This is a genomic window from Flavobacterium sp. GNP001, assembly GCF_054343775.1.
The window spans coordinates 2,350,242-2,372,889 of record NZ_JBTGUX010000001.1; the positions used below are offsets into that span (position 1 = coordinate 2,350,242).

Below are 22,648 nucleotides of genomic sequence, written 5' to 3' on the forward strand. Positions count from 1 at the left end.
TACTGCTACTAAACCTTAGCTAAATTTAAAAGATATAGTTTGAATTCGCTAATTTTTTGACAAAATCATAAAGACGTTAAATATGTATTAAAAATCACACGTATTTTGTTTTAAGTTCTATTTTTACTAAAAAAAATAGATATGAAAAAATTTACAACGTCATTATTTGCACTGTGCGCATTTGCATTTGCAAATGGACAAGCCAAAGATGATCAACTATTAAAAGGCAAGTGGTTAATTGAAGCCAATACTGGTTTTGGAAATAATGTAGGTTCTACTGCTTTATATTTCAGTAATTCTAATGGCGTAAACTCCTTTAATATTGGAGCAGAAGGCGGCTATTTTATTAAAGATAACCTTGCTATTAAACTTGGTTTGGGCTACGGAGAAATTGATGGAGTTGGTGAACCTATTGCCTACAAAATTGGAGCTAAATACTATTTTAAAGGTTTGATTCCTTTTGAATTATCGTATAACGGTATCGGTTTTGGGGATGCTGATTTAAATCCTACATATGTCGGTACACAAATTGGTTATGCCTTATTTTTAGGAAAAAACGTGAGTATTGAACCTGGAATAAGATACAATCTAGCTACACACAAACAATTCTATGATAACGCTTTACAACTAAACATAGGTTTTGCACTGCATTTTTAAGCACTTCTTCAGTATATAAAAACAAGTAAGCCAACCCTTCCCAGAGTTGGCTTACTAATGCAAAAAACAATCTAACTGTTAAAACCCTAAACCTACGGCCATTGCAGTAGCTTGTATATTAAGATCTGCTACTTTTGTTGCAGCTCCTGTAGTAGTGTTCAAGCTGTAAACTCCTGTTACACCGTTAACTTTTAGTAGAGCAAAAGCACTTCCACTTGTTCCTCCAATATCAAATCCACTATCCGCATCAATATTAACTCCTAAACTTCCAATAGAAACTAATGTTCCGTTGTTTGGTGGATCTTGACGGAACATGGTATCAGTTTGTGAATCAAGTACAAATAATACCGTTGTTGTAGCACCTGCAAAATTATTAGTGTATGCTGCAGCATTGACAAATGGAGTTCCTGGATTCAAGTTACCATCTGTAAACACTATGGTTCCCAAGTCTGGGTGTAAACGCAAGTTTTGTCCCGTGTTACTCACTAGACGAATTCTATCTACTGTTGGATTAAAATCAAATCCAAAAGAAGTACCCGATAATGGCGTAGCTAACCCTGTACCAACAACAGTCATAGCACCACTTGCTGTATTGATTGTAAATAATCTACTTTGATTTGTAATAGCAAACAACGCACCTGTTGCAGGTCTGAAATCGATTCCTACTACACTTTCGCCTGAAGCAAGTCCTGTAAGTGCAACGCTATTGCTAGTACCGTTTGTTGGATTGAAACGAACTAACATATTTCCTGCTGTTGTAGCGTAGGCTATTGGATTCGTTTTGAATGCAATACTAATTACTGATGCAGTAAATTTACCAACATTTTCTGCTTTCCCAGTCAATAGGCTAACTGTAAATAATGTAGATACATTGTTACTGTTTGTTACCGCTAATGCTGTAGAATTATCTGCCAAAATATCCATATCTCCAGTTCCCTCAAAATTCACGCCTAAGTCACCCACTAATTGCAAAGCTCCGTTATTTGGTGGATTTTGAATATATAATTTATCTTGTTCAAAATCAATATCATACAATAAAGTAGAAGATGCTCCTGCCATACTATTTGTATAACCTACAGCGCCAATTTTAGCTGAACCACCACCGTTTATAGCACCATCAGTTGCTGCTACTGTTCCTAATTCAGGGTGTAATCTTAAATTTTGACCTGAATCAGTTACTAAACGAATTCTATCAACCGTTGGATTAAAATCAATTGATGCGTTTCCTCCCGCCAATGCCGGAGAGAAAGCTGCAGCTCCTAGCGCCGTTGCTTGTCCACTTTTTTCATTAATCACATACAGTCTGCTTGAAGAACCTAAACCGTACAATTGACCAGTTGCTGGTCTGTAATCAATACTCACAATGTTTTCTGACATTGGCAGACCAATAATAGCAGTTGTTGACGTTGCAGTGTTTAAATTACGTGCATTATACGTTAAGATAGTATTATTACTAGCCAAAGCAGTAAAATTAACATCCGGTGCTACCACAACAGGTGGTGTAACAGGAGTTTCCATTTCCTTTACGTCATCATCATTACATGAAACCGTAAAAATTGATAAAATAGCTAGTCCAAATATGGAAGCTAAACCTAAGTTTTGTTGATTGTTTTTCATTGTTTGTTTATTTAGTTATAAAAGGATGTACGAAAGATTTTTAAATCTGGTTTCCAGCTACTCTGAAAAAAATTAAAAAACAAAATTATTTTCAACTCTAAAAATCTAAAAAGACCCTATTTTGTTGGCTTCTCCCGTTCCTAATTCATTTACAAAAAAAAATGTTGAAAATCTTTATTTTGGACTTGAAATCACTAGCCCCTTGTATAAATGACAAGCCGTAAATCTTAAACAACAAAGTATTTAATCCTTGCAAATCAAACTGTTAAAACATAAATTGCTTTACAAAATACCACTTGATTCTAAACACAAAAACTTATGTACTAAACGATAAACTTATGTTAAGGATTAAACTATTAGCTTTCAAAGCCATCTTAATAGTATTAATCCAAAAAACAAAACACAATGAAAAAAGTACTAATTGCAGTTGCATTAATTGTAGGAATGGCAAGTAATGCACAAGAAAAAATGGAAGGTCGTAGAAATTTGAGAGAGAATCCATTAACAAAAGAACAAAGACAAGAGTTGCATTTAAAAAAAATGACTTTAGACCTTGATTTGTCAACAGCGCAACAAAAAAAAATTCGAGCTGTTCTAAACGAGCAGAGCGACAAAAGAGAGGTTGAATTGGCTAACCGAAAAGAAAAACAAGCAGAAAATGCTAAAAAACCAACTGCTGATGAACGTTTTGCAATAAAAAATCAAATGCTAGACAATCAAATTGCAATGAAAGCACGAATGAAAAAAATACTTTCTAACGAGCAGTTTAAGAAGTGGGAAACGATGAAAGAAAATAAAACCGATCGCATGCACGACCGCCTTGCCATGCACAAACAACGCAAAGCAAGTAAAACTAATACCAATAAATAAAATTAATATTGCACATAAAAAAGCCCAAAATGACATTCCATTTTGGGCTTTTACTTTTAAATAATAAGTTACTAAAAAGTTTTAGACACTCTATCTATGGCTTCAATTGTAAAATCTAAATCCTCATACGTTAAAGCATCAGTGATAAACCACGTTTCATAAGCCGAAGGTGCAATATAAATCCCTTCCTGTAACAAACCGTGAAAGAATTTCTTGAACGTTTCATTATCTCCTTTTGCTGCCGTTTGAAAATCAACAACTGGATCAGCATCAAAATGAACCGATATCATTGAACCAATAGTATTAATTGTAAACGTTACTTGGTTTGCCTCGAGCACACGTGCTATTCCAGCAGCCAAATAAGCCGTTTTCTCTGCCAATCTGGTAAAGATGCTTCTATCTTGATCTAATGCTTGCAACATAGCCAATCCTGCTGCCATAGCCAAAGGATTTCCAGACAAGGTTCCTGCTTGATAAACAGGACCAAGTGGTGCTAAATAATTCATGATTTCCTCACGTGCTGCAAAAGCACCTACTGGTAAACCTCCACCAATTACTTTCCCAAAACAAACGATATCTGCATTTACTTGCATTAATTCTTGAACACCGCCTGCTCCCAAACGAAAACCGGTCATAACCTCATCAAAAATTAATAGAATTCCGTTTTCTGTACAAAGGCTACGCAAACCTTCAAGAAATCCTTTTTGAGGCGGGATACATCCCATGTTTCCTGCTACAGGCTCTACAATAATAGCGGCAATTTCGCCCTTGTTTGCTTCGATCAATGCTTTAACACTCTCTAAATCATTGTATTTGGCTAGTAAGGTATCTTTTGCAGTACCCGCGGTAACGCCTGGACTATTTGGCGAACCAAAAGTAATTGCTCCACTACCCGCTTGAATTAAAAACGAGTCAGAATGACCGTGATAACAACCTGCAAATTTTACTATTTTGTCTTTTTTAGTAAATCCTCTAGCTAAACGAATTGCACTCATACACGCCTCAGTACCTGAGTTGACAAATCGAATTTTATCAATATTAGGCACCATTTTAACGGCTAATGCTGCGATTTCAGTCTCTAAAGCAGTAGGCATTCCGAATGAGGTACCCAACTTTGCTTTTTCAATTACTGCTTGTACAACTGGTTCATAGGCATGACCCAAAATCATCGGACCCCAAGAGTTGATGTAATCAATTAAACGATTACCATCTTCATCATACAAATAGGCTCCCTTGGCACTTTTTACAAAAATAGGAGTTCCTCCTACTGCCCTAAAGGCACGAACTGGCGAGTTTACTCCTCCAGGAATTACTTTTTCTGCTTCAGCAAAAAGCTGACTACTTCTTTGATATAACATTGTATTATTTTGAGAATTAGTGTTAGTGATTTATTTCACAACCAGACGTTGTCCTATAGAAAGGCTATTGTCTGATAACTTATTTTTTTCTTTCAATTCTTCTATTTTTAATGCAAATTTTTTAGAAATCGAATACAAAGTATCCCCTTTTTGCACCACATATTCGGCCTCATTTAGCTCATTATTTTGCACTAGCACCACCGTTTCTTTTGATGGTATGTAATTAATATCTAATACTTGATTGTCGTATTGATGCAATTGGTATCGGTCTATATACGAAATAAGTTTGTCTGGGTATTTAGGATCAGTGGCATAACCCGCTACACGCAATCCATGCGCCCATGCTTTGTAATCGCCTTTTGGCAATTGGAACAACTTAGCGTACCTACTTCTAGTTGTTAAAAATAAAGCATGATCTCGAAACGATTCTGATGGGCTTTCGTATTTGCGAAAACATTCTTGCGAAGCATCGTCATCGTGTTTAACACTGTCACCGGTCCATCCTACATGGCATTTTATACCAAAATGATTGTTGGCATTGAAGGCCAAATCACCTTTTCCGGCACCCGATTCTAGTATTCCTTGCGCCAAAATAATGCTGGCAGGAATACCATAAGATTTCATATTATTCATGGCGATATCCTTAAATTTTGCCACATACATTACAATCACATCAGAGGTAACCACCGTTTTTGAGGTAGAAACAATTGTTTCTATTTCGGGTTTTTTAGTACTTGTAGAGGTTACTTTTTTCGGAATTGGCTTCGTTTTGGTAACAGTCGAAACAGGATTTTTTTTAATCATCCTAGTAGGAGTTACTTTTGTATTTGAAACCGGTTTTTTTGTCGTAATAATGGGTTTTGTACTGTTACAAGAACCCAATAATATGACGAAAAAAAGAAGTATTATTTTTTTAAACATGGACATCTATCGTTGGTAACTGTTTGTTTTTTAATTTTAAATTCATGCCTGCAATACCCTGTAAACCGCCACTGTGCACAATCAATATTTTAGAATTTTCAGGAAAGTAATTCTTTTCAATCAAGTCAAAAACCCCATACACGGTTTTTCCTGTGTAAATTGGATCAAGCGGAATTTTAAATTTTGAATAAAACTCATTAATGAATTTTACCAGCTCTAAATTTACTTTACCATAGCCACCAAAATGGTACTCTGTAATCAACTCCCAATTGTCTTGATTTACAAAATTACGAATTTCATTGCTTAAAAAATCACCTTTTAAAGCAGGAAATCCTAAAACTTTTTGGGAAGGTTGCGTACTAGCAATGATTCCAGATATTGTACCACCAGTACCTACAGCACAGCATATAAAATCGTACTCGACATCATCTTGGGTTAAAACTTCTTGACATCCTTTGATTGCTAGTGCATTTGTTCCTCCTTCTGGTATGGTATAAAACCAACCAAATTGCGATTGTAGATTTTCTAAAAATGCAGGATTTTCCTTTTCTCGATATTGTGAACGAGTCACAAAATGAAATTGCATGCCACACTCTTGTGCAAAAAGCAAGGTAGGATTATCGGATATTTTATCAATGAGTTCTTCACCACGAATCACACCAATAGTCTTTAATCCATTCGCTTTACCTGCATACGCTACTGCGGCAATATGATTTGAAAAAGCACCTCCAAAAGTGAGTAATGTATAGTGCTGCTCTTTTTTAGCTTGCTGCAAATTGTATTTTAGTTTCCTGAATTTATTGCCTGAAACAAAAGGATGCAATAAGTCCTCTCGCTTAATGGCAATAGTACAATTATTAGAAAAAAGCTGCGGCAAGATTTGATTCAATGTTCTCAATTTACGACAAAGGTAAAACTATTAAACAATAAAAAATGCAACCCTCGCGAGTTGCACTTTTTCCGTAACCAAATCCACTAACTTAATTTTTTACAATAATTTTTTTTCCAACTGTTTTATTATCTGCTGAATTTAATTTAACGATATATATCCCATCTGCTAAACCATTTGTAGGGAACTCATATTTTACATTTGAACCAATATCTTTTTTAGAAAACAATAATTTCCCAGCAATATCATAAATGCCGCAATAGCTCAAATCTAGTGATTCTGGATTTTCGATTACCACGCTTTTTGAGTTGTTATTGTGATAAACAATAAAGTTTTCAGCCTTCAATTCATCAATTCCTAATGTTGTGCTCTTACGGAAAGTAATTTCGAATTGTGTTGTGTTTTTTCCTGCAGGCAAATCTAAATCATGAAAGTTATTTTTAATATCGTAATAAGCATCACTTACCTTATCGTGTAAGTATACAGCATTCACTGCATCTAAATTCATAATATCTTTTACGGTAATTTTGTAATTCGCGGGCTTATCATTTTTAAAACCAACAGCAATTTTTTTATCAATGTCAAAATTGGTAACATTAATAATATATTCTGCATTATTAAGTGCAATAAACATATCGGCAGCTGCGCTATCACTGGAAGACAAGGCATCCATAGCGCGATCAACACCGTCTGTAGCTTCTGGCATAAAAGCCAATGCTAGTTGGCGGATTCCTTGATTATTTAACAAAGCGTTGATTCTAATTTGAGGTGTTACTGCTACACTTACTGTCTTATAATCAAAACCAGAAACAGACTGTACTCGTGATAAAAATGCAACATTGGAATCAACAGATTTATCTTTTTTAGATTGAACTCTTTCAAATTGAGAGTTGTTTGCTGCGCCTTCTTTTACAAAAACGCGATAACTATTTTTCATTTCAACCATTCCATTTGCCGCACCTCTGATCATAAAGCCTTGTCCAACTGGCGAAAATCGTCTTTCAAACAATCCACCTGTAGTACCAACTGTGCTTGGGTTACCTGAGCCATCATACGAATAAAAAGTAGCTGGCACATAAACTCCTGCACCAACACCACCTGCAGGCGAAAAAGCTCCGTAACCGCCTTTATAATCAGCAATGTAATGAGAAGATACCGTTTTATCATGCTCCCAAAAATAGGCAATACCAGTAGTATTTAGTTGTTCTGTCAAAAAAGCTGACAAATCAATCGCAGAAGGATAAGGATTACCTGTTAAGGTAAATTGTAAAGCTGCTACTGGAATTTGAATAGTTCCGTCATTTGGCTTTCCCCTAAAATCATATCGCTGATTGCTTCCTGAATTGTTAGGAACTCCATATACAGTCGTTGTATTGGTTCCCGCAGTTCCCTTCATAGTAAAGCCTTCACCTGCATTGATATTTGATGCAGCACCAACTGAAACCCAATTTGCATAATTGGATGTCCCAGCTAATTTGTAAATCCAATAGGGAGCAATAGATAACGGATTTGCTTGGCCATTGTAATTATTCATAGGTAAAATGACAGCATCAGTAGAACTAATCAAACCAGTCACATCTTTTAATTGTGAAATACCAAAAGGTGAATTCCCAGCAGTTGCATTTGCTCCTCCAACTGGTGAACACCAATAATTGAATTGAAAGTTATTTGTTGTCCCTTCTTGAAAAACAGATAAACTACCCAAGCCTTTATTTGCACTTCCGCCAGTACTTCCTTGCACCAAATGCGCATTATCTCGTAAGTACAGATTACTTGTTGCTGCGTAAAGCTCGACTTGTTGTTTTACAAAAACCACTTGATTTTTGGCAAACACAAAACTATTTGGACTCACATACATTTGCGCATAAACTTGAAATTGAAAAAGAACCATCACTAAAACGGCTGATCTCTTAAGTAATTTTGTCTTCATAATTGCTACAATTAATTTATGACTCTAGTTCCTCTTAAATTCGTTGCATTGATTTGAAATAAATCTTTCTGTTCTGCAACGAGACAAAGCTACAAAAAAAAACAGTTAGAAAAGGTTAAAAAAACCGATAAAAAGTATAAAAAATCGATTAAATACATTATTTGTATTAAAATATATTCTTTTTCTTATAATTCATAACTTAAAAACGAAAAAACTTCAAACAATCGAATTACCTAGTGAAAACAATTATTTCATTTTTTAAAAAGACTTTTATTTAATTCGATTTTACCAATAAATAGAACTACCCTAGTTTAAAAAACGGAAGAAATTAAAAAGGGGTCTCTTTTCCAAGAACAACAAGTCCCGCTCGTGTGCATACGCCTCACGCTCAAAACTAATTGCGCGATACGCGAGCTGCCATTTTTTTAGTTTTAACAAATGCCAACAAAATTCAATAGTGTACCACAAAAAAAAGGGAACAATTAAAAGCTCTAGTTGCTGTCTCAGATGTATTTTTTCATGCTGTACCAACACAAGATCTTGTTTTTCACTTTTATCATTAAAAATGATAAACGGAAAAAGAGTGATGCTGCGGTATCCTTTCGGAATTAAATATTTGGCCACAATCAAAAACATTCGCTTTAAAATTTATAAGTTTGTAATGGGTCTAGGCCATTTTAAAAGCTCGAATTCGCAGTAATAAAAGACCCAATAAATTCAAATTACACTATGACAAGCCAAAGTAATGAAAATAAATTGACAGAGGGCGAAGATTTCTATTATACTCCAGAAGGATACAAATGCTTTACCGAAAAACACCATTTAAAACGCGGTTATTGCTGTAAAAATGGCTGCAGACATTGTCCGTACGGGTTTAATAAAAAAACAGGAACATTAAAAAAGTAAGCAGTTTTCAGTCTCAGTTTTCAAATAACATATTCAGGTAAAAACGAATAAAAACACATCAAAAAATGACTTTTCAAGAACAAATACTTCAAGGAATACCAAAAGTTTTACCACAACTTAAACCGTATGACAGTGCCCGATTTGCTGATCCAACTGCACCTACAGCAATTAATCATGCACCCAAACGAAAAGAAATCTTATCTGATGACGAAAAAATATTGGCTCTCAAAAATGCCTTACGCTACTTTGAGCCACAGCAGCATGCCGAATTACTTCCAGAATTTAAAGCGGAATTAGAAATTTTCGGTCGAATTTACATGTATCGTTTTCGACCGGATTACGAAATTTATGCCCGACCAATAAACGAATATCCTGGGAAAAGTACACAAGCAAAAGCGATCATGTTAATGATTCAAAATAATTTGGATCATGCTGTTGCACAACATCCGCACGAATTAATTACCTACGGTGGCAATGGCGCTGTATTTCAAAATTGGGCGCAGTACTTGCTTACCATGAAATACCTAGCCGAAATGACCGACGAGCAAACACTCAGCATGTATTCTGGGCATCCAATGGGATTATTCCCTTCGCACAAAGAGGCACCAAGGGTGGTTGTAACCAACGGAATGGTGATTCCAAATTATTCTCAACCGGATGATTGGGAAAAAATGAATGCCTTGGGAGTGTCACAATACGGACAAATGACAGCGGGTAGCTACATGTACATTGGTCCACAAGGAATTGTTCACGGAACTACAATCACAGTTTTGAATGGTTTTAGAAAAATTAAAAAAGCTCCTAAAGGTGGTTTATTCGTTACTTCTGGCTTAGGCGGAATGAGTGGCGCACAACCGAAAGCGGGAAATATTGCCGGATGTGTAACTGTTTGCGCCGAAGTAAATCCGAAAATTACCCATATTCGTCATTCGCAAGGTTGGATTAATGAAGTGATTGAAAACATTGACGAATTAGTACCAAGAGTTCAGAAAGCATTAACTAATCAAGAAGTCGTTTCGATTGCATATCTCGGAAATGTCGTTGATGTTTGGGAACGATTTGACCAAGAAAATTTGCACATCGATCTGGGTTCTGATCAAACTTCACTGCACAATCCGTGGGCTGGAGGTTATTATCCAATTGGCTATACTTTCGAAGAATCGAATGAATTAATGTCTACTAATCCTTCTAAATTTAAGGAAGAGGTTCAAAAAACATTACGTCGTCACGCTGATGCAATAAACAAACACACCGAAAAAGGAACCTATTTCTTTGATTACGGGAATGCCTTTTTACTCGAAGCCTCTCGAGCTGGAGCGGATGTTTTTGCAGAAAACCATATAGATTTCAAATATAACAGCTATGTTCAAGACATTATGGGACCAATGTGTTTTGATTACGGTTTTGGGCCATTCCGTTGGGTTTGTGCCTCAGGAAATTCAGAAGATTTAGCAAAAACCGATAAAATTGCCTGCGATGTTCTAGAAGAAATGATGAAAAATTCACCTGAAGAAATTCAGCAACAAATGGCTGATAACATTCAATGGATAAAAGGCGCACAAGAAAATCAGTTAGTGGTGGGTTCACAAGCCCGAATCCTTTATGCTGATGCCGAAGGAAGAATAAAAATTGCCGAAGCATTCAATCAAGCAATTTCCCGTGGCGAAATAGGACCAGTAATTTTAGGACGCGATCACCACGACGTTTCCGGAACCGATTCTCCGTACAGAGAAACATCTAACATTTATGATGGCTCCCGATTTACAGCCGATATGGCCATTCAAAACGTAATTGGAGACAGTTTTAGGGGCGCAACTTGGGTATCTATTCACAATGGCGGAGGCGTAGGTTGGGGCGAGGTAATTAACGGTGGTTTTGGTATGGTTCTTGATGGCACTAAAGAAGCATCAAAGCGTTTAGAATCAATGCTTTTTTGGGATGTAAACAACGGAATTTCCAGACGTAGTTGGGCGCGCAACGAAGGTGCAATTTTTGCAATCAAAAGAGCAATGGCTGCGCAACCTTTGCTGCAAGTGACCATACCTAATGAAGTTAGCGATGATTTGCTCAGCAAGTAAATAAAGAACATAAAATAAGTCCCATTAATATCAAACTGAAATACCATGAAAACAATTAAATTACTCTCTGTACTATTCGTTTTTGTATTGGCTTCCTGCGCCTCCGTTCGGGTGCAATCTGATTTTGATTCGAAAGTTGATTTTTCACAATACAAAACGTATGCATTCCATAAAAACGGAATTGATAAAGTCGAAATTTCACAACTGGACAAAAAACGAATTCTAAACGCAATTGACGTTGAGCTTAGCGCAAAAGGAATGACTAAAAGCGAAAATCCTGATTTATTAGTCAACATTTTTACTAAAGAAAGAGAAAGAATCGACGTTAACCAATTCAACATGGGTTGGGGTTACGGCTGGGGTTGGGGTTGGAATCCATTTTTATGGGGCGGCAACAACACCTTTGCTTCTTCTAGCGTTGAGGGCACTTTGTTTATTGATTTAATCGATGCTAAAAAGAAAGAATTAATCTGGCAAGGAGAAGGTATCGGTAATATCACCCAGAATCGCGGTAACAAGGAAAAAAGAATAAGCGAATTTGTAAACCAAATTTTAGCTCAATTTCCGCCGAAAGCAAAATAGGAACACCCGTTAATAAAACGAAAAGTCTACCTTTGTGTAGGCTTTTTTTATACTTTATTATGACTACACTGCACGATATAAAAACACTAGATGATATTAAAATTTTGGTTAATTCCTTTTATGCCAAAGTTCAAACAGACGATTTGATTGGACCGATCTTTAATGCTAAAATAGGCGACAAATGGCCGGAACACCTCGAAAAAATGTACGGGTTTTGGGAAACAATTCTACTCGAAGTACACTCGTATTCTGGTAGCCCGTTTCCGCCACACAAGCAATTGCCTATTGGCAAAGAACATTTTAACCGTTGGATGCAACTATTTAATGAAAATGCTGATGCGCAATTTGCGGGACCGCTGGTTGACGAAGCCAAATACAGAGCCAAAGGAATGGCCGATATGTTTCATTATAAAATTGATTATTTCAGAAACTTAGAACAGCAACAAAACAAAGACTAAAAGTTATTAACTTCAGTTCAAAAGTTTTCAAACCCTAAAAAATAATGATACGTAACTCCATTTTCGTCTTACTTAGTTCCTTTTTATTTTTAGCTTGCGCGACAAACAAAGCAAGTCTGTCAGCAGAAAAAGCGCCTCAATTGCGATTTTTGAATCAAATTGAAATTCCGTTTAACACAAGTTTTCAAAACACAACGGTAGGCGGTTTATCTGGAATTGATTACGATACTAAAAACAATTTGTATTATCTAGCTTGCGACGATCGTTCTATTTACCAAGAAGCTCGTTTTTACACTGCTTCCATCGCGATTCAAAACAACGCCATTAGCGAGGTTGCTTTTAAAAATACCTATCGTTTGCAAAACGAAAAAGGAGAATCCTTTGCCAATTGGGAAACGACACCCAACCTATCAACCGATCCTGAAGACTTGCGTTACAATGCAAAAACTAAAAGTTTGCTTTGGAGTAGTGAAGGCGCTCGCGTATTAAGCTCCGGGAAAAAAGTGTTGCAAAATCCTGCCTTGACCATCATGGACACCAACGGGACTTACGTAACCGAAATGACACTACCTGGAAATTTACAGATGCAGGAAATTGAAAAAGGCCCAAGAAACAATGGCACGCTAGAAGGTTTAACTTTCGATTTCGATTATAAAAATTGCTTTGCCAATTTAGAAGAACCTTTGTTTGAAGACGGTCCACAGGCGAATTTAAACACCGGAGGTTTGATCAGGCTGTACCAATTTGACACCCAAAAAAATCAGAATATAGCGCAATTCGGTTATCAATTAGAGCCGATTGCAAAAGCGCCATCGCCGGCAGGTTCCTTTGCTGTTAATGGTATTTCGGCCATTCAATATTACGGAAAAAATCAACTTTTGGTGGTAGAACGGTCCTACTCTACAGGTACGCAAGCGTGCACGGTAAAAATCTTCTTGTGTGATTTAAAAAATGCGACTGATGTAAAAAACAGTACGTCATTGCTAGCAAACAACATTCAATTGGCATCAAAAAAATTGATTTTAAATCTGGATGAACTCGGGATTTTTATCGATAATATTGAGGGAATAACCTTTGGCCCTCGACTTGACAATGGCAACAGATCGCTAGTGTTAGTAACCGACAATAATTTTTCAGACAAACAAAAAACGCAATTTTTGTTATTTGAGGTAATCGAGTAATAAATCGAGGCGACTTTTTTGCAATACACCCCTAGCCCCGATTGAAATAGAAAGCTTTTTGCTAGAGCCGTTTTGATTTTTCTTGTTGCGGCAGAGCGACCAACGGAAGCTCCTGCCGAAACTGTAGAAAAACAAACGGATGTGCAAAAACTTGCCATGAAAAGCGGGAAATGGCTCCTGAAATTCGTATTTTTGCAGCTGAACTACAACGTTTTCGACATGAACTCAACTATAGAAAGCAATCCGTTATTAGACCGATTGCCAAAGCACTTACGACAATTTATTAAACCTCAAGATTATAGCGATTACACGCCCATTAACCAAGCGGTTTGGCGTTATGTGATGCGAAAAAATGTGGCGTATTTATCAAAGGTAGCCCACAATTCGTACCTAGACGGTTTACAGAAAACAGGGATTGAAATTGACAATATTCCGAGTATGTACGGAATGAACCGTATTTTGAGCGAAATAGGCTGGGCTGCGGTTGCAGTTGATGGATTTATTCCGCCAAATGCCTTTATGGAATTCCAAGCTTACAATGTATTGGTTATTGCATCAGACATCAGACAACTCGAACATATTGAATATACTCCAGCTCCCGATATTATTCACGAAGGTGCCGGACACGCGCCTATTATTGCTAATCCCGAATATGCTGAATATTTGCGTCGATTTGGTGAAATTGGTTGCAAAGCGATATCATCGCACAAGGATTACGAAATGTATGAGGCAATTCGTTACCTATCAATTGTAAAAGAAGCCGAAGGTACGCCTGAGGCCACTATTGCTGCTGCTGAAAAAGCGGTTGAAGATTTGCAAAATAATATGGGAGAACTCTCAGAAATGGCTCAAATTAGAAACTTGCATTGGTGGACAGTAGAATACGGCTTGATTGGCACCGTAGAAGACCCGAAAATTTACGGTGCGGGACTACTCTCCTCAATTGGCGAAAGCGCACATTGTATGACTCCAGCGGTAAAAAAAATACCTTACGATATTTCGGCAGCGAACCAGAGTTTTGACATTACTAAACTGCAACCGCAGTTGTATGTAACTCCAACTTTTGCTTATTTGAATTTGGTTTTAGAAGAATTTGCCAATAAAATGGCGTTGCGAACTGGTGGCTTGTCGGGGATTAAAAAACTTATTGATTCGAAAGCATTGGGTACAGTTGAATTGAGTACTGGCTTACAGATTTCAGGTGTTTTCAGTTCGGTTATTGAACACGATGGAAAACCAATTTACTTACAAACAACGGGGAAAACGGCACTGGCTTACCGCGAAAAAGAACTAGTAGGACACGGCACTTTAACGCATCCTGAAGGTTTTGGTAGCCCAATTGGAAAATTAGAAGGCATCAACTTGGCTATTGAAGACATGAGTCCGAAAGACTTGAATGCTTACGATATTTTAGAATCGAAAACAGTTACATTAGATTTTGAGGGCGGTATTAAAGTTACTGGTGAAATTATTACTGGATCTAGAAACTTACAGGGCGAAATTACTTTGATTCGTTTTAAAAACTGTACGGTGACGCATGGTGCTAAAGTATTGTTTCAACCTGAATGGGGCGTTTATGATATGGCAGTTGGAAAAAAGATAACCTCTGCTTTTTCAGGACCTGCTGATGTGAATAGTTTTGATTTGATTACGCATTTGCCATCGAGCAAAACAATCAAAGCAAAACAATCTGCTGAGCGCGATGATTTGGAAATATTGTACCAAACTGTTCGAAATATTAGAACTACAAAAGATACACAAACTTCTTTGGCTCCCATTTTTGAGAAGTTGCAAAACAACCATCCAAACGATTGGTTATTGGCTGTTGAAATCACTGAATTGCTGCAAGAAAGAAATGAACCGCAATTGGCTCAGGAAATCATGGTGTATTTAGAGCAATTGCAAAGTAAAAGACCTGAAGTAGCTCATTTGATTGCTGGTGGCTTAGACTTGATTTTTGACAAAACGAAAGCTTAAGGTAATTAACCGCAAATTCGCAGATTTAAGAGATGTGGATTTGGTGGCGGAAAGTGTTTGAAAAAAATTTGACCGCAAATTCGCAGATTTGTATCAAACAAGATAGAGATGAATTTTGTGGGAGAAAACAGTTCAATAAAAATTTAACCGCAGATTCGCAGATTTTAAAGTAATTCTAAAAATCTGCGAATTTGCGGTTTTTCTTTGCTTTACATTTTTATTTTCTGCCCAAAATCTTTTTCGGTTTCAATTACTTGACCGTCATATTTCAATGTCCAGCCCAACTGACTTGTGGTAATCAATAACTTGGATAACTCACTAATTAAGCGGTTTTGTGCGTTAGCTTTTAAGGACGATTTTTCAATTTTTTTGGCCAAATTGGCTTTTACTGACTTGTTGATTTTATTATAATCGTCACCCGTGAAAGGATTTAATTTACTTTGTTCGACATCATAAAATTGAATATCGGGGCTGATTTTTATTTCTTCCTTTGGAATTTGAACAATCGTAATGATTTTGTTAATGGAATCAATATCGTATTTCATAAGGTGCAAATCGTAAGCCACAGTAACATCTGCATTAACCACAACCAAGGCTTTTTTCTCAAAAGAAAGCATGTCCATCAAATATTTCTGTTGGTTTTTATAAGTAATCACCTCAGAAAAATGCCCTTCGGTAACTACCAATTTCCCAACATTTAAAATTTGTTGCTGAATAAGGTTGGTGTTATACGTTATATCTTGATCTTCGTTTTTCTTGAAGTCGCAGAATTTAAATAGCAAAAATATGATTAGAGCAGCTGCGATTCCGATTAATATTCTTTTGAGCATAATTAAAATTTCATGAATGAGTATTGAGATTCTAATATAGTTATTTTTTCTCTGACTTTGGCTTGAAATTTCAAATGACTTTCTGATTCGGGGTTGAATGGCTTGTGAGCAAGGCTTTTTTGAATACTTTCTACCTCATCCATTGTTGACCAAGCTTTTTCTGAAATGACGGCATCTACAAACCGTTTCCAGATATAATTAATGGCTGTTTGATTGGGATGCAACATATCATCGGCGTAAAAACGATAATCTCGCAGTTCGTCCATCATGATTTCATACGAAGGGAAATAAGTTACAGTCGAAAGTTGAAAGTCAAAAGTCTCATGAAGCGCGCTAATTATATTGGCTTTGCTCCTTTGGTTTTCAACAAAACCATCTTTAATGTGTCGAACTGGTGAAACTGTAAATATAAGCTTGCAATCCGGGTTTAGAGTACGAATTAAACTCACTGTATTCCTGATACTTTCTTGTATTGTAGCAACAGTTAGCAATTCTTTCTGAAATTGTTTTTGAGGTACTTTATGACAATTTGCTACAATTTTTTGGCTTTCGGTGTTGCGATACACCCATGAAGTCCCATAAGTGATAATACAATGGCTTGCTTGCATGATGTATTCGTGCACTGACACAAGAATTGCATTTAGTGTAGCCAATAAATCGTCTTTACTTGGAGTACTCAAATCAGAATGCGCATCGAAACAATGCCAGCGTTCGTTGTGAAAAAAGACATCGTTATCAGTAAATTCCTTTTCAGAAACAGCATACTCGATAAGTTTTTCAATTGCTAATGGATGAAAGAGAATTCCAAATGGATTACAGCTATTTTGAAATTTAAAATAGTCTAATTTTTCAGCCATATTTACAGCAAAACAAGAACCTATTGACATGACTTTAGAGTTGTAATCTATAGGAAATTCACTCTTCTGAATGGGAATTGGTGTTGTAAACTGCATAGAAAAAAATTTAAACTTGTATTGCTTTTGTATTCAGGGTACAAAAAAAGCCCTTTTCTAATGAATCGAAAAGGGCTTTAAAAAAAAATTTATCTTAATAAAAATAGGTCGCTTTTACGTATCCTCGACCATCAGGCGCATCTTCAAAAATTTGTTCAATAAGATAATTGTCGTCATCATATTTCATAGTACAACGGTACATTTTAGCCGAAGAGGTTACGCTCTCGTCTGCAGAAAGAGTCGCGTTTTCAACAACCATCATAATGCCGTTGTTGGCAGAAATAACCGAAGTATGGTCTAACAAATTAGTAAATCCTGCAATAGCGTTCCAAGGATTTTTTGCTTGGTCGTAATCGTATGAAATCGATGTTGTGGATTTTGCTCCGTTTTCATCAACAACAAAATTTTTCTTGTCGGTGAGAACATTCGAAGTTTTCACAGTTAGGACTCCTGAGTACAAACGTTTTTCTTTTTGATTTTCAAGCTGAAAGCCTTCGTAGGCAATTGTCCCATCAGGATTATATTGATAGCGCACTATCAGTCTGTCAGACGATTCAACGAGAGATAATTTACCTTTCACGTAGGTATATTTAAATACCGCAATTTTATTGGTTTTCTTATCCATTCTTTTAATTTGCGAAATCAAACTATCATCATAAGTATAATCAACACGCATCAACTCGCTGTTAGTACTTACCAAGTGATCTCCCTTGTAAGAAAAAGCGGTGATTACAGTCTTACCGTCGGCGTTTGTCTCAACAATTTTACTTACTAGTTTGGTACTGTTGTTTTTATCTTGACTACAAGAGGCAAAAAGTAACAACAACAAACCAATAACGGGTACTATTTTTGTTTTTTTCATTGAGTATAAAAGGTGCAACTGCAGGTAAATAATTAATTAACTACTTTAATCACAGTGCAACATGATGACAAAGTTACGAAAAATAGCTCACATTTAAAAAATTTTATCTCTTTGTCTTATTGTACAAAGGCAACAACTTGATCAAGTGAAGCAGCAATTCCGTTTGCATTTTTACCTTTTCCAGAAGCAAAAAATGGTTGTCCACCACCATTTCCGTCTATTAATTTTCCTAATTCTCTAATTACCGTTCCAGCATTCAAGCCTTTTTCAGCAACCAATTCTTTTGAAATGTAGCAATGAATATTTGGTAAACCTTCTTCGATTGAAGCTAAAAACACAAATGAATTTGGCTTAGTAGTTCCAATAGCTTGCGCCAAATCTTTAGTAGAACTCATTGATAAATCCACTTGTTTTGCCAAAAAGTTAATCCCATTTACCTCTTGAAAATCAGCAACCAAAACATTCTTTAATCCGTCGATTTTTTCTTTTAGCAATTGCTCGATTTGTTTTTTCAGCTTGGCATTATCGTCTTGCAATGAAGCTACCGATTTCAAAACGTCTTGTGGATTTTTCAAAGTTTCTTTGATTTCCGCCAAAGTATTTTCTTGATTTTGGTAGAAATTTTTCACCGCATCACCTGTTATTGCCTCAATACGACGAATTCCTGCAGCAACTGCTCCTTCAGAAATGATTTTGAAATGCCAGATTTCGGCGGTGTTTTTTACGTGAATTCCACCACACAATTCTTTGCTTTCGCCAAATTCTATCATTCGAACTGAATCGCCATATTTTTCTCCAAACAGAGCCATTGCACCTTTGTCTAAAGCTTTTTGAATTGGAATATTACGGTGTTCTACTAATTGTAATTGGGCTTCAATTTGAGCGTTCACACTTGCTTCTACTTGACGTAATTCCTCATCTGAAACTTTAGAGAAATGCGAAAAGTCAAAACGCAAATAGTTAGGATTTACTAACGAACCTTTTTGCTCAACGTGCGTTCCTAAAAGACTTCTTAAAGCCAAATGCATCAAGTGCGTAGCTGAGTGATTCTTAGAGATTGAACTTCTTAAATCGGTATTTACCTTAGCTACAAATCTAGCTTCAATATTTTCTGGAAGTTGCTTAGCAAAATGTAAAATCAAATTATTTTCCTTTTTCGTATCGATGATATCAATCGTTTGGTTTGCAGAAACTAATGTTCCTTTATCACCCACTTGTCCTCCACCTTCTGGATAAAATGGTGTGTTGTCTAAAACTATTTGGTATAAAACACCATCTTTTTTAGAATCTACTTTACGAATACGAGTGATTTTTACTTCGTTTTCTGTTTGGTCGTAACCTACGAATGTTTCTACATTTCCAGGGATCAACACAGTCCAATCTTCGGTTGAAACCTCAGATGCAGCACGCGAACGATTTTTTTGTTCTTGCATAGAAGCATCAAATTCAGCTTCATTGAAAGACATTCCTTTTTCTTTTAAAATCAAAGCCGTTAAGTCTTTTGGAAAACCAAAAGTATCGTACAATTCGAAAGCTTTTGCTCCTGAAACTTCATTTCCTGATGTTTCAGCAACCACTTTGTCTAACAATTGCAATCCTTGATCAAGAGTTCGTAAAAACGAAGCTTCTTCCTCGCGAATTACGTTCGTAACCAATAGTTGTTGTGCTTTAATCTCTGGGAAAAACTCTCCCATTTGGTCAGCCAAAACAGCAACTAGTTTATTGATGAAAGGTTCTTTGGTATCTAAAAATGTAAATCCGTAACGAATAGCACGACGCAAAATTCTACGAATTACGTAACCAGCTCCTGTGTTTGATGGTAATTGTCCGTCAGCAATAGCAAAGCCAACCGCACGCACGTGATCTACAACAACACGAATAGCAATATTAGTTTTATTCTGTTCCTCTGAAATGTTTTTCACTTCATCAGATGTGTATTTTAAGCCTGTAATTTGTTCTACTTTTTCGATAAGTGGTGTAAAAACATCCGTGTCATAATTAGATGTTTTGCCTTGCAACGCCATACACAAACGCTCAAATCCCATTCCGGTATCTACGTGCTGCGCTGGAAGTTTTTCAAGAGATCCATCGGCTTTACGGTTGAACTCCATGAATACATTGTTCCAGATTTCAACCACTTGTGGGTGGTCATTATTCACCAAACTTTTTCCTGAAACCAAAGCTTTTTCAGCATCGGTACGTAAATCAACATGAATTTCAGAACAAGGTCCGCATGGTCCTTGATCGCCCATTTCCCAGAAATTGTCTTTTTTATTTCCAAGAATGATGCGGTCTTCATCAATCAATTCTTTCCAGATATCCCAAGCTTCTTGGTCAAAAGGCACATTGTCTTCCTTGCTTCCTTCGAAAACAGAAACGTATAAATTTTCTTTCGGAATTTTGTACACTTCCGTCAAAAGTTGCCAAGCCCAATTGATAGCTTCTTTTTTGAAATAATCACCAAAAGACCAGTTTCCTAACATTTCGAACATAGTGTGGTGGTAGGTATCAAAACCTACATCCTCCAAGTCGTTGTGTTTTCCTGAAACGCGCAGACATTTTTGAGTATCGGCAATTCGGTTGCTTTTTGGAGTTCCGTTACCCAAAAAATATTCTTTAAATTGGGCCATTCCTGAGTTATTGAACATCAAGGTAGGATCGTCTTTTAAAACGATGGGCGCCGAAGGCACAATTAAATGCCCTTTGGATGCGAAAAACTCTAAAAACTGCTTGCGTACTTGTTGTGATGTCATTTTTTTAATTTAAAAATTTAAAGAATTAACAATTTAAAGATTATTTAGAATTGAATTTTTCAATTTTTTAATCATTAAATCTTTTTGTTCCTTTTGCCCCAGATAGTAGCGAAAAGCGTTGTGAAATGAAATTTATTTTTTCTTGAACTAGCAGAGCGACCAACGGAAGCTCCTGCAAGGGCAATAGAAAAAACAATTTCATGAAACAACCTTGCAGCGGATAGCTGGATTGGGCACATTGTATTATTAATTCCTGAAAAAAGGCGGTATCGAATGAAACATTTCTTAAATTTGTTCGACTAACCCTTTACAAAGCGCAAAAATAGGGTATTTTAAAATATGTCGAAAGTAAAATATTATTACGATTCTGAAAATCTAGCCTATAGAAAAATAAAAACTAAAAAAAGGCAAAAAATAGGTGTTGCATTGCTTTTTGTAGTTGCTGCAGCTTTGTTTGGTTTTTTGAGTTTTGTTGTATTATTGAACACTCCTTATTTTGAAACGCCAAAAGACCGTTTGCAAGCTCGTGAAATTGAAAATTTAAAACTAAATTATGCGATTTTAAACGAACGCTTGGATGAGATGAGCGATGTTGTTGCCGCAATTGAGGACAGAGATAATAATTTGTACCGCGTGTATTTTAACAAAGCTTCGATTCCAGATTCGATCAGGAAAGCGGGTTTTAAGGATGCTAATCGTTACCAATTACTTGCCGGATTTGACAATTCAGAGTTGGTAAAATCAACTACCAAAAAAGTAGATGTTTTGAGTAAACAACTTGCCATACAATCAAAATCTTTGGATGTCATTTTGAAGCTTGCCGATGCGAAAAGTGATTTTTTGTCAGCCATTCCTGCCATTCAACCGGTGCGAAACGAGAATTTAAAACACATGGCATCTGGTTTTGGGTACCGAACAGATCCTTTTACGAAAGCGCGAAAAATGCATGAAGGAATGGATTTTACAGCAAAATCAGGCACTCCCATTTATGCTACTGGCGATGGAGTTGTGGCAAAAGCAGATAATACTGCCTCGGGTTACGGCAATCATATTGTAATTCGGCACGGATTTGGATATGAAACTTTATACGCACATTTGAGCAAATACAACACTAGAGCTGGAAAACGCGTAAAAAGAGGCGATATTATTGGGTATGTTGGCAGCACAGGACGTTCAGAGGCGCCACATTTGCATTACGAAGTTCATAAGGATAATAAAGTAGTGAACCCGCTTAATTTTTATTACGGAAATATTTCGGCGGTTGAATATGTGGTTATTGCGCAGTTAGCGAATCAAGAGAATCAGTCGTTGGATTAAAGTCTGATTTAGTCCTTAGTGAGTAGTCCTTAGTGATTGGTCCTTAGTGGTTAGTCCTTGGTGATTAGATAATGAATAGACAAGTTTTAGAGAATAAGCAAAAATTAAAAAATTAAGTACCTAGGCACTTAAAACTGATAACCAAAATGCACATAGATTTACAAGAGGGAAAAAGATATTACAGCATTGGCGAAGTGGCCAAAGCATTTGATGTAAATGCATCGCTCATTCGGTTTTGGGACAGTGAATTTGATATTTTAAAACCCAAGAAAAATGCAAAGGGCAATAGAATGTTTACGCCTGAGGATATTACCAATTTGCAATTGATTTATCATTTGGTAAAAGAAAGAGGTTTTACACTTGAAGGAGCGAAGATTCATCTAAAAGAAGGTCAAAAGAAAACCTTAGATAAATTCGAAATCATTAAAAAACTAGAAGCAATTAGAAATCAATTAACTAATATTAAAAACGAACTTTAGCGTAACGCTAGGAGCACCAAACAATTAAAA

Annotated in this window: 19 protein-coding genes; 10 read left to right on the top strand and 9 right to left on the bottom strand. The window is 36.4% G+C overall.

What is annotated here, in order from left to right:
* Positions 1-141: 141 nt before the first annotated feature.
* Positions 142-657, top strand: coding sequence for a hypothetical protein (locus ACXX8U_RS10015; protein WP_458565724.1), 516 nt, complete (start codon positions 142-144; stop codon positions 655-657).
* Positions 658-735: 78 nt separating this feature from the next.
* Here ACXX8U_RS10015 and ACXX8U_RS10020 read toward each other — a convergent pair whose 3' ends face one another.
* Positions 736-2,274 (bottom strand): DUF4394 domain-containing protein, encoded by a 1,539-nt coding sequence (locus ACXX8U_RS10020; protein WP_458565725.1) that lies wholly within the window; start codon positions 2,272-2,274, stop codon positions 736-738.
* Between the two features lie 405 nt (positions 2,275-2,679).
* On the opposite strand from ACXX8U_RS10020, the gene ACXX8U_RS10025 reads away from it, so the two are divergent.
* The gene (locus ACXX8U_RS10025) at positions 2,680-3,144 is read left to right on the top strand and encodes a DUF4890 domain-containing protein (RefSeq protein ID WP_458565726.1); all 465 of its coding nucleotides are present in this window, start codon (positions 2,680-2,682) and stop codon (positions 3,142-3,144) included.
* A gap of 71 nt (positions 3,145-3,215) precedes the next feature.
* On the opposite strand, the gene hemL is transcribed toward ACXX8U_RS10025, so the two are convergent.
* The 4 genes from hemL to ACXX8U_RS10045 form a co-directional block, all read right to left on the bottom strand.
* Entirely contained in the window at positions 3,216-4,502 is a 1,287-nt protein-coding gene (gene hemL, locus ACXX8U_RS10030) for a glutamate-1-semialdehyde 2,1-aminomutase (RefSeq protein WP_458565727.1), read from the bottom strand.
* A 30-nt stretch (positions 4,503-4,532) separates the two neighbouring features.
* Positions 4,533-5,423 (bottom strand): glucosaminidase domain-containing protein, encoded by an 891-nt coding sequence (locus tag ACXX8U_RS10035; protein WP_458565728.1) that lies wholly within the window; start codon positions 5,421-5,423, stop codon positions 4,533-4,535.
* Positions 5,416-6,312, bottom strand: coding sequence for a 1-aminocyclopropane-1-carboxylate deaminase/D-cysteine desulfhydrase (locus tag ACXX8U_RS10040; RefSeq protein ID WP_458565729.1), 897 nt, complete (start codon positions 6,310-6,312; stop codon positions 5,416-5,418). Before ACXX8U_RS10040 ends, ACXX8U_RS10035 begins: the two co-directional genes overlap by 8 nt.
* Before the next feature lie 91 nt (positions 6,313-6,403).
* Complete coding sequence (locus ACXX8U_RS10045) at positions 6,404-8,242, bottom strand: DUF8693 domain-containing protein (RefSeq protein WP_458565730.1); 1,839 nt, start codon at positions 8,240-8,242, stop codon at positions 6,404-6,406.
* Between the two features lie 729 nt (positions 8,243-8,971).
* On the opposite strand from ACXX8U_RS10045, the gene ACXX8U_RS10050 reads away from it, so the two are divergent.
* From ACXX8U_RS10050 to ACXX8U_RS10075, 6 genes are all read left to right on the top strand, one after another.
* Positions 8,972-9,148, top strand: a complete 177-nt coding sequence (locus ACXX8U_RS10050) for a C1orf53 family protein (protein WP_458565731.1) — start codon at positions 8,972-8,974, stop codon at positions 9,146-9,148.
* Between the two features lie 65 nt (positions 9,149-9,213).
* Entirely contained in the window at positions 9,214-11,226 is a 2,013-nt protein-coding gene (hutU, locus tag ACXX8U_RS10055; RefSeq protein WP_458565732.1) for a urocanate hydratase, read from the top strand.
* 45 nt (positions 11,227-11,271) lie between these two features.
* Positions 11,272-11,808: a DUF4136 domain-containing protein gene (locus ACXX8U_RS10060; RefSeq protein ID WP_210788418.1), complete on the top strand. Its 537-nt coding sequence runs from the start codon at positions 11,272-11,274 to the stop codon at positions 11,806-11,808.
* Between the two features lie 59 nt (positions 11,809-11,867).
* Positions 11,868-12,266, top strand: coding sequence for a group III truncated hemoglobin (locus tag ACXX8U_RS10065; protein ID WP_458565733.1), 399 nt, complete (start codon positions 11,868-11,870; stop codon positions 12,264-12,266).
* A 44-nt stretch (positions 12,267-12,310) separates the two neighbouring features.
* Complete coding sequence (locus ACXX8U_RS10070; protein WP_458565734.1) at positions 12,311-13,447, top strand: esterase-like activity of phytase family protein; 1,137 nt, start codon at positions 12,311-12,313, stop codon at positions 13,445-13,447.
* 219 nt (positions 13,448-13,666) lie between these two features.
* A complete protein-coding gene (locus ACXX8U_RS10075; protein WP_458566403.1) occupies positions 13,667-15,424 on the top strand; it encodes an aromatic amino acid hydroxylase in 1,758 nt (585 codons plus the stop codon).
* A gap of 209 nt (positions 15,425-15,633) precedes the next feature.
* Here ACXX8U_RS10075 and ACXX8U_RS10080 read toward each other — a convergent pair whose 3' ends face one another.
* The 4 genes from ACXX8U_RS10080 to alaS form a co-directional block, all read right to left on the bottom strand.
* Positions 15,634-16,254: a DUF4230 domain-containing protein gene (locus tag ACXX8U_RS10080; protein WP_458565735.1), complete on the bottom strand. Its 621-nt coding sequence runs from the start codon at positions 16,252-16,254 to the stop codon at positions 15,634-15,636.
* Between the two features lie 2 nt (positions 16,255-16,256).
* A complete protein-coding gene (locus tag ACXX8U_RS10085; RefSeq protein WP_458565736.1) occupies positions 16,257-17,207 on the bottom strand; it encodes a GSCFA domain-containing protein in 951 nt (316 codons plus the stop codon).
* 94 nt (positions 17,208-17,301) lie between these two features.
* Complete coding sequence (locus ACXX8U_RS10090) at positions 17,302-18,069, bottom strand: hypothetical protein (RefSeq protein WP_458565737.1); 768 nt, start codon at positions 18,067-18,069, stop codon at positions 17,302-17,304.
* Between the two features lie 116 nt (positions 18,070-18,185).
* On the bottom strand, positions 18,186-20,822 hold the full coding sequence (gene alaS, locus ACXX8U_RS10095; protein ID WP_458565738.1) for an alanine--tRNA ligase: 2,637 nt from the start codon (positions 20,820-20,822) through the stop codon (positions 18,186-18,188).
* 339 nt (positions 20,823-21,161) lie between these two features.
* Between alaS and ACXX8U_RS10100 the strand changes: the two genes are divergently transcribed.
* A complete protein-coding gene (locus tag ACXX8U_RS10100; protein ID WP_458565739.1) occupies positions 21,162-22,139 on the top strand; it encodes a M23 family metallopeptidase in 978 nt (325 codons plus the stop codon).
* Between the two features lie 146 nt (positions 22,140-22,285).
* Positions 22,286-22,618: a MerR family transcriptional regulator gene (locus ACXX8U_RS10105; protein ID WP_306263506.1), complete on the top strand. Its 333-nt coding sequence runs from the start codon at positions 22,286-22,288 to the stop codon at positions 22,616-22,618.
* Positions 22,619-22,648: the final 30 nt, after the last annotated feature.

Excerpts from the sequence above, each read along its gene's own strand:
- ACXX8U_RS10015 (WP_458565724.1), top strand. The coding sequence starts at position 142 with ATGAAAAAATTTACAACGTCATTATTTGCACTGTGCGCATTTGCATTT.
- ACXX8U_RS10020 (WP_458565725.1), bottom strand. The coding sequence starts at position 2,274 with ATGAAAAACAATCAACAAAACTTAGGTTTAGCTTCCATATTTGGACTA.
- ACXX8U_RS10025 (WP_458565726.1), top strand. The coding sequence starts at position 2,680 with ATGAAAAAAGTACTAATTGCAGTTGCATTAATTGTAGGAATGGCAAGT.
- hemL (WP_458565727.1), bottom strand. The coding sequence starts at position 4,502 with ATGTTATATCAAAGAAGTAGTCAGCTTTTTGCTGAAGCAGAAAAAGTA.
- ACXX8U_RS10035 (WP_458565728.1), bottom strand. The coding sequence starts at position 5,423 with ATGTTTAAAAAAATAATACTTCTTTTTTTCGTCATATTATTGGGTTCT.
- ACXX8U_RS10045 (WP_458565730.1), bottom strand. The coding sequence starts at position 8,242 with ATGAAGACAAAATTACTTAAGAGATCAGCCGTTTTAGTGATGGTTCTT.
- ACXX8U_RS10050 (WP_458565731.1), top strand. The coding sequence starts at position 8,972 with ATGACAAGCCAAAGTAATGAAAATAAATTGACAGAGGGCGAAGATTTC.
- hutU (WP_458565732.1), top strand. The coding sequence starts at position 9,214 with ATGACTTTTCAAGAACAAATACTTCAAGGAATACCAAAAGTTTTACCA.
- ACXX8U_RS10060 (WP_210788418.1), top strand. The coding sequence starts at position 11,272 with ATGAAAACAATTAAATTACTCTCTGTACTATTCGTTTTTGTATTGGCT.
- ACXX8U_RS10065 (WP_458565733.1), top strand. The coding sequence starts at position 11,868 with ATGACTACACTGCACGATATAAAAACACTAGATGATATTAAAATTTTG.
- ACXX8U_RS10070 (WP_458565734.1), top strand. The coding sequence starts at position 12,311 with ATGATACGTAACTCCATTTTCGTCTTACTTAGTTCCTTTTTATTTTTA.
- ACXX8U_RS10075 (WP_458566403.1), top strand. The coding sequence starts at position 13,667 with ATGAACTCAACTATAGAAAGCAATCCGTTATTAGACCGATTGCCAAAG.
- ACXX8U_RS10080 (WP_458565735.1), bottom strand. The coding sequence starts at position 16,254 with ATGCTCAAAAGAATATTAATCGGAATCGCAGCTGCTCTAATCATATTT.
- ACXX8U_RS10085 (WP_458565736.1), bottom strand. The coding sequence starts at position 17,207 with ATGCAGTTTACAACACCAATTCCCATTCAGAAGAGTGAATTTCCTATA.
- ACXX8U_RS10090 (WP_458565737.1), bottom strand. The coding sequence starts at position 18,069 with ATGAAAAAAACAAAAATAGTACCCGTTATTGGTTTGTTGTTGTTACTT.
- alaS (WP_458565738.1), bottom strand. The coding sequence starts at position 20,822 with ATGACATCACAACAAGTACGCAAGCAGTTTTTAGAGTTTTTCGCATCC.
- ACXX8U_RS10100 (WP_458565739.1), top strand. The coding sequence starts at position 21,162 with ATGTCGAAAGTAAAATATTATTACGATTCTGAAAATCTAGCCTATAGA.
- ACXX8U_RS10105 (WP_306263506.1), top strand. The coding sequence starts at position 22,286 with ATGCACATAGATTTACAAGAGGGAAAAAGATATTACAGCATTGGCGAA.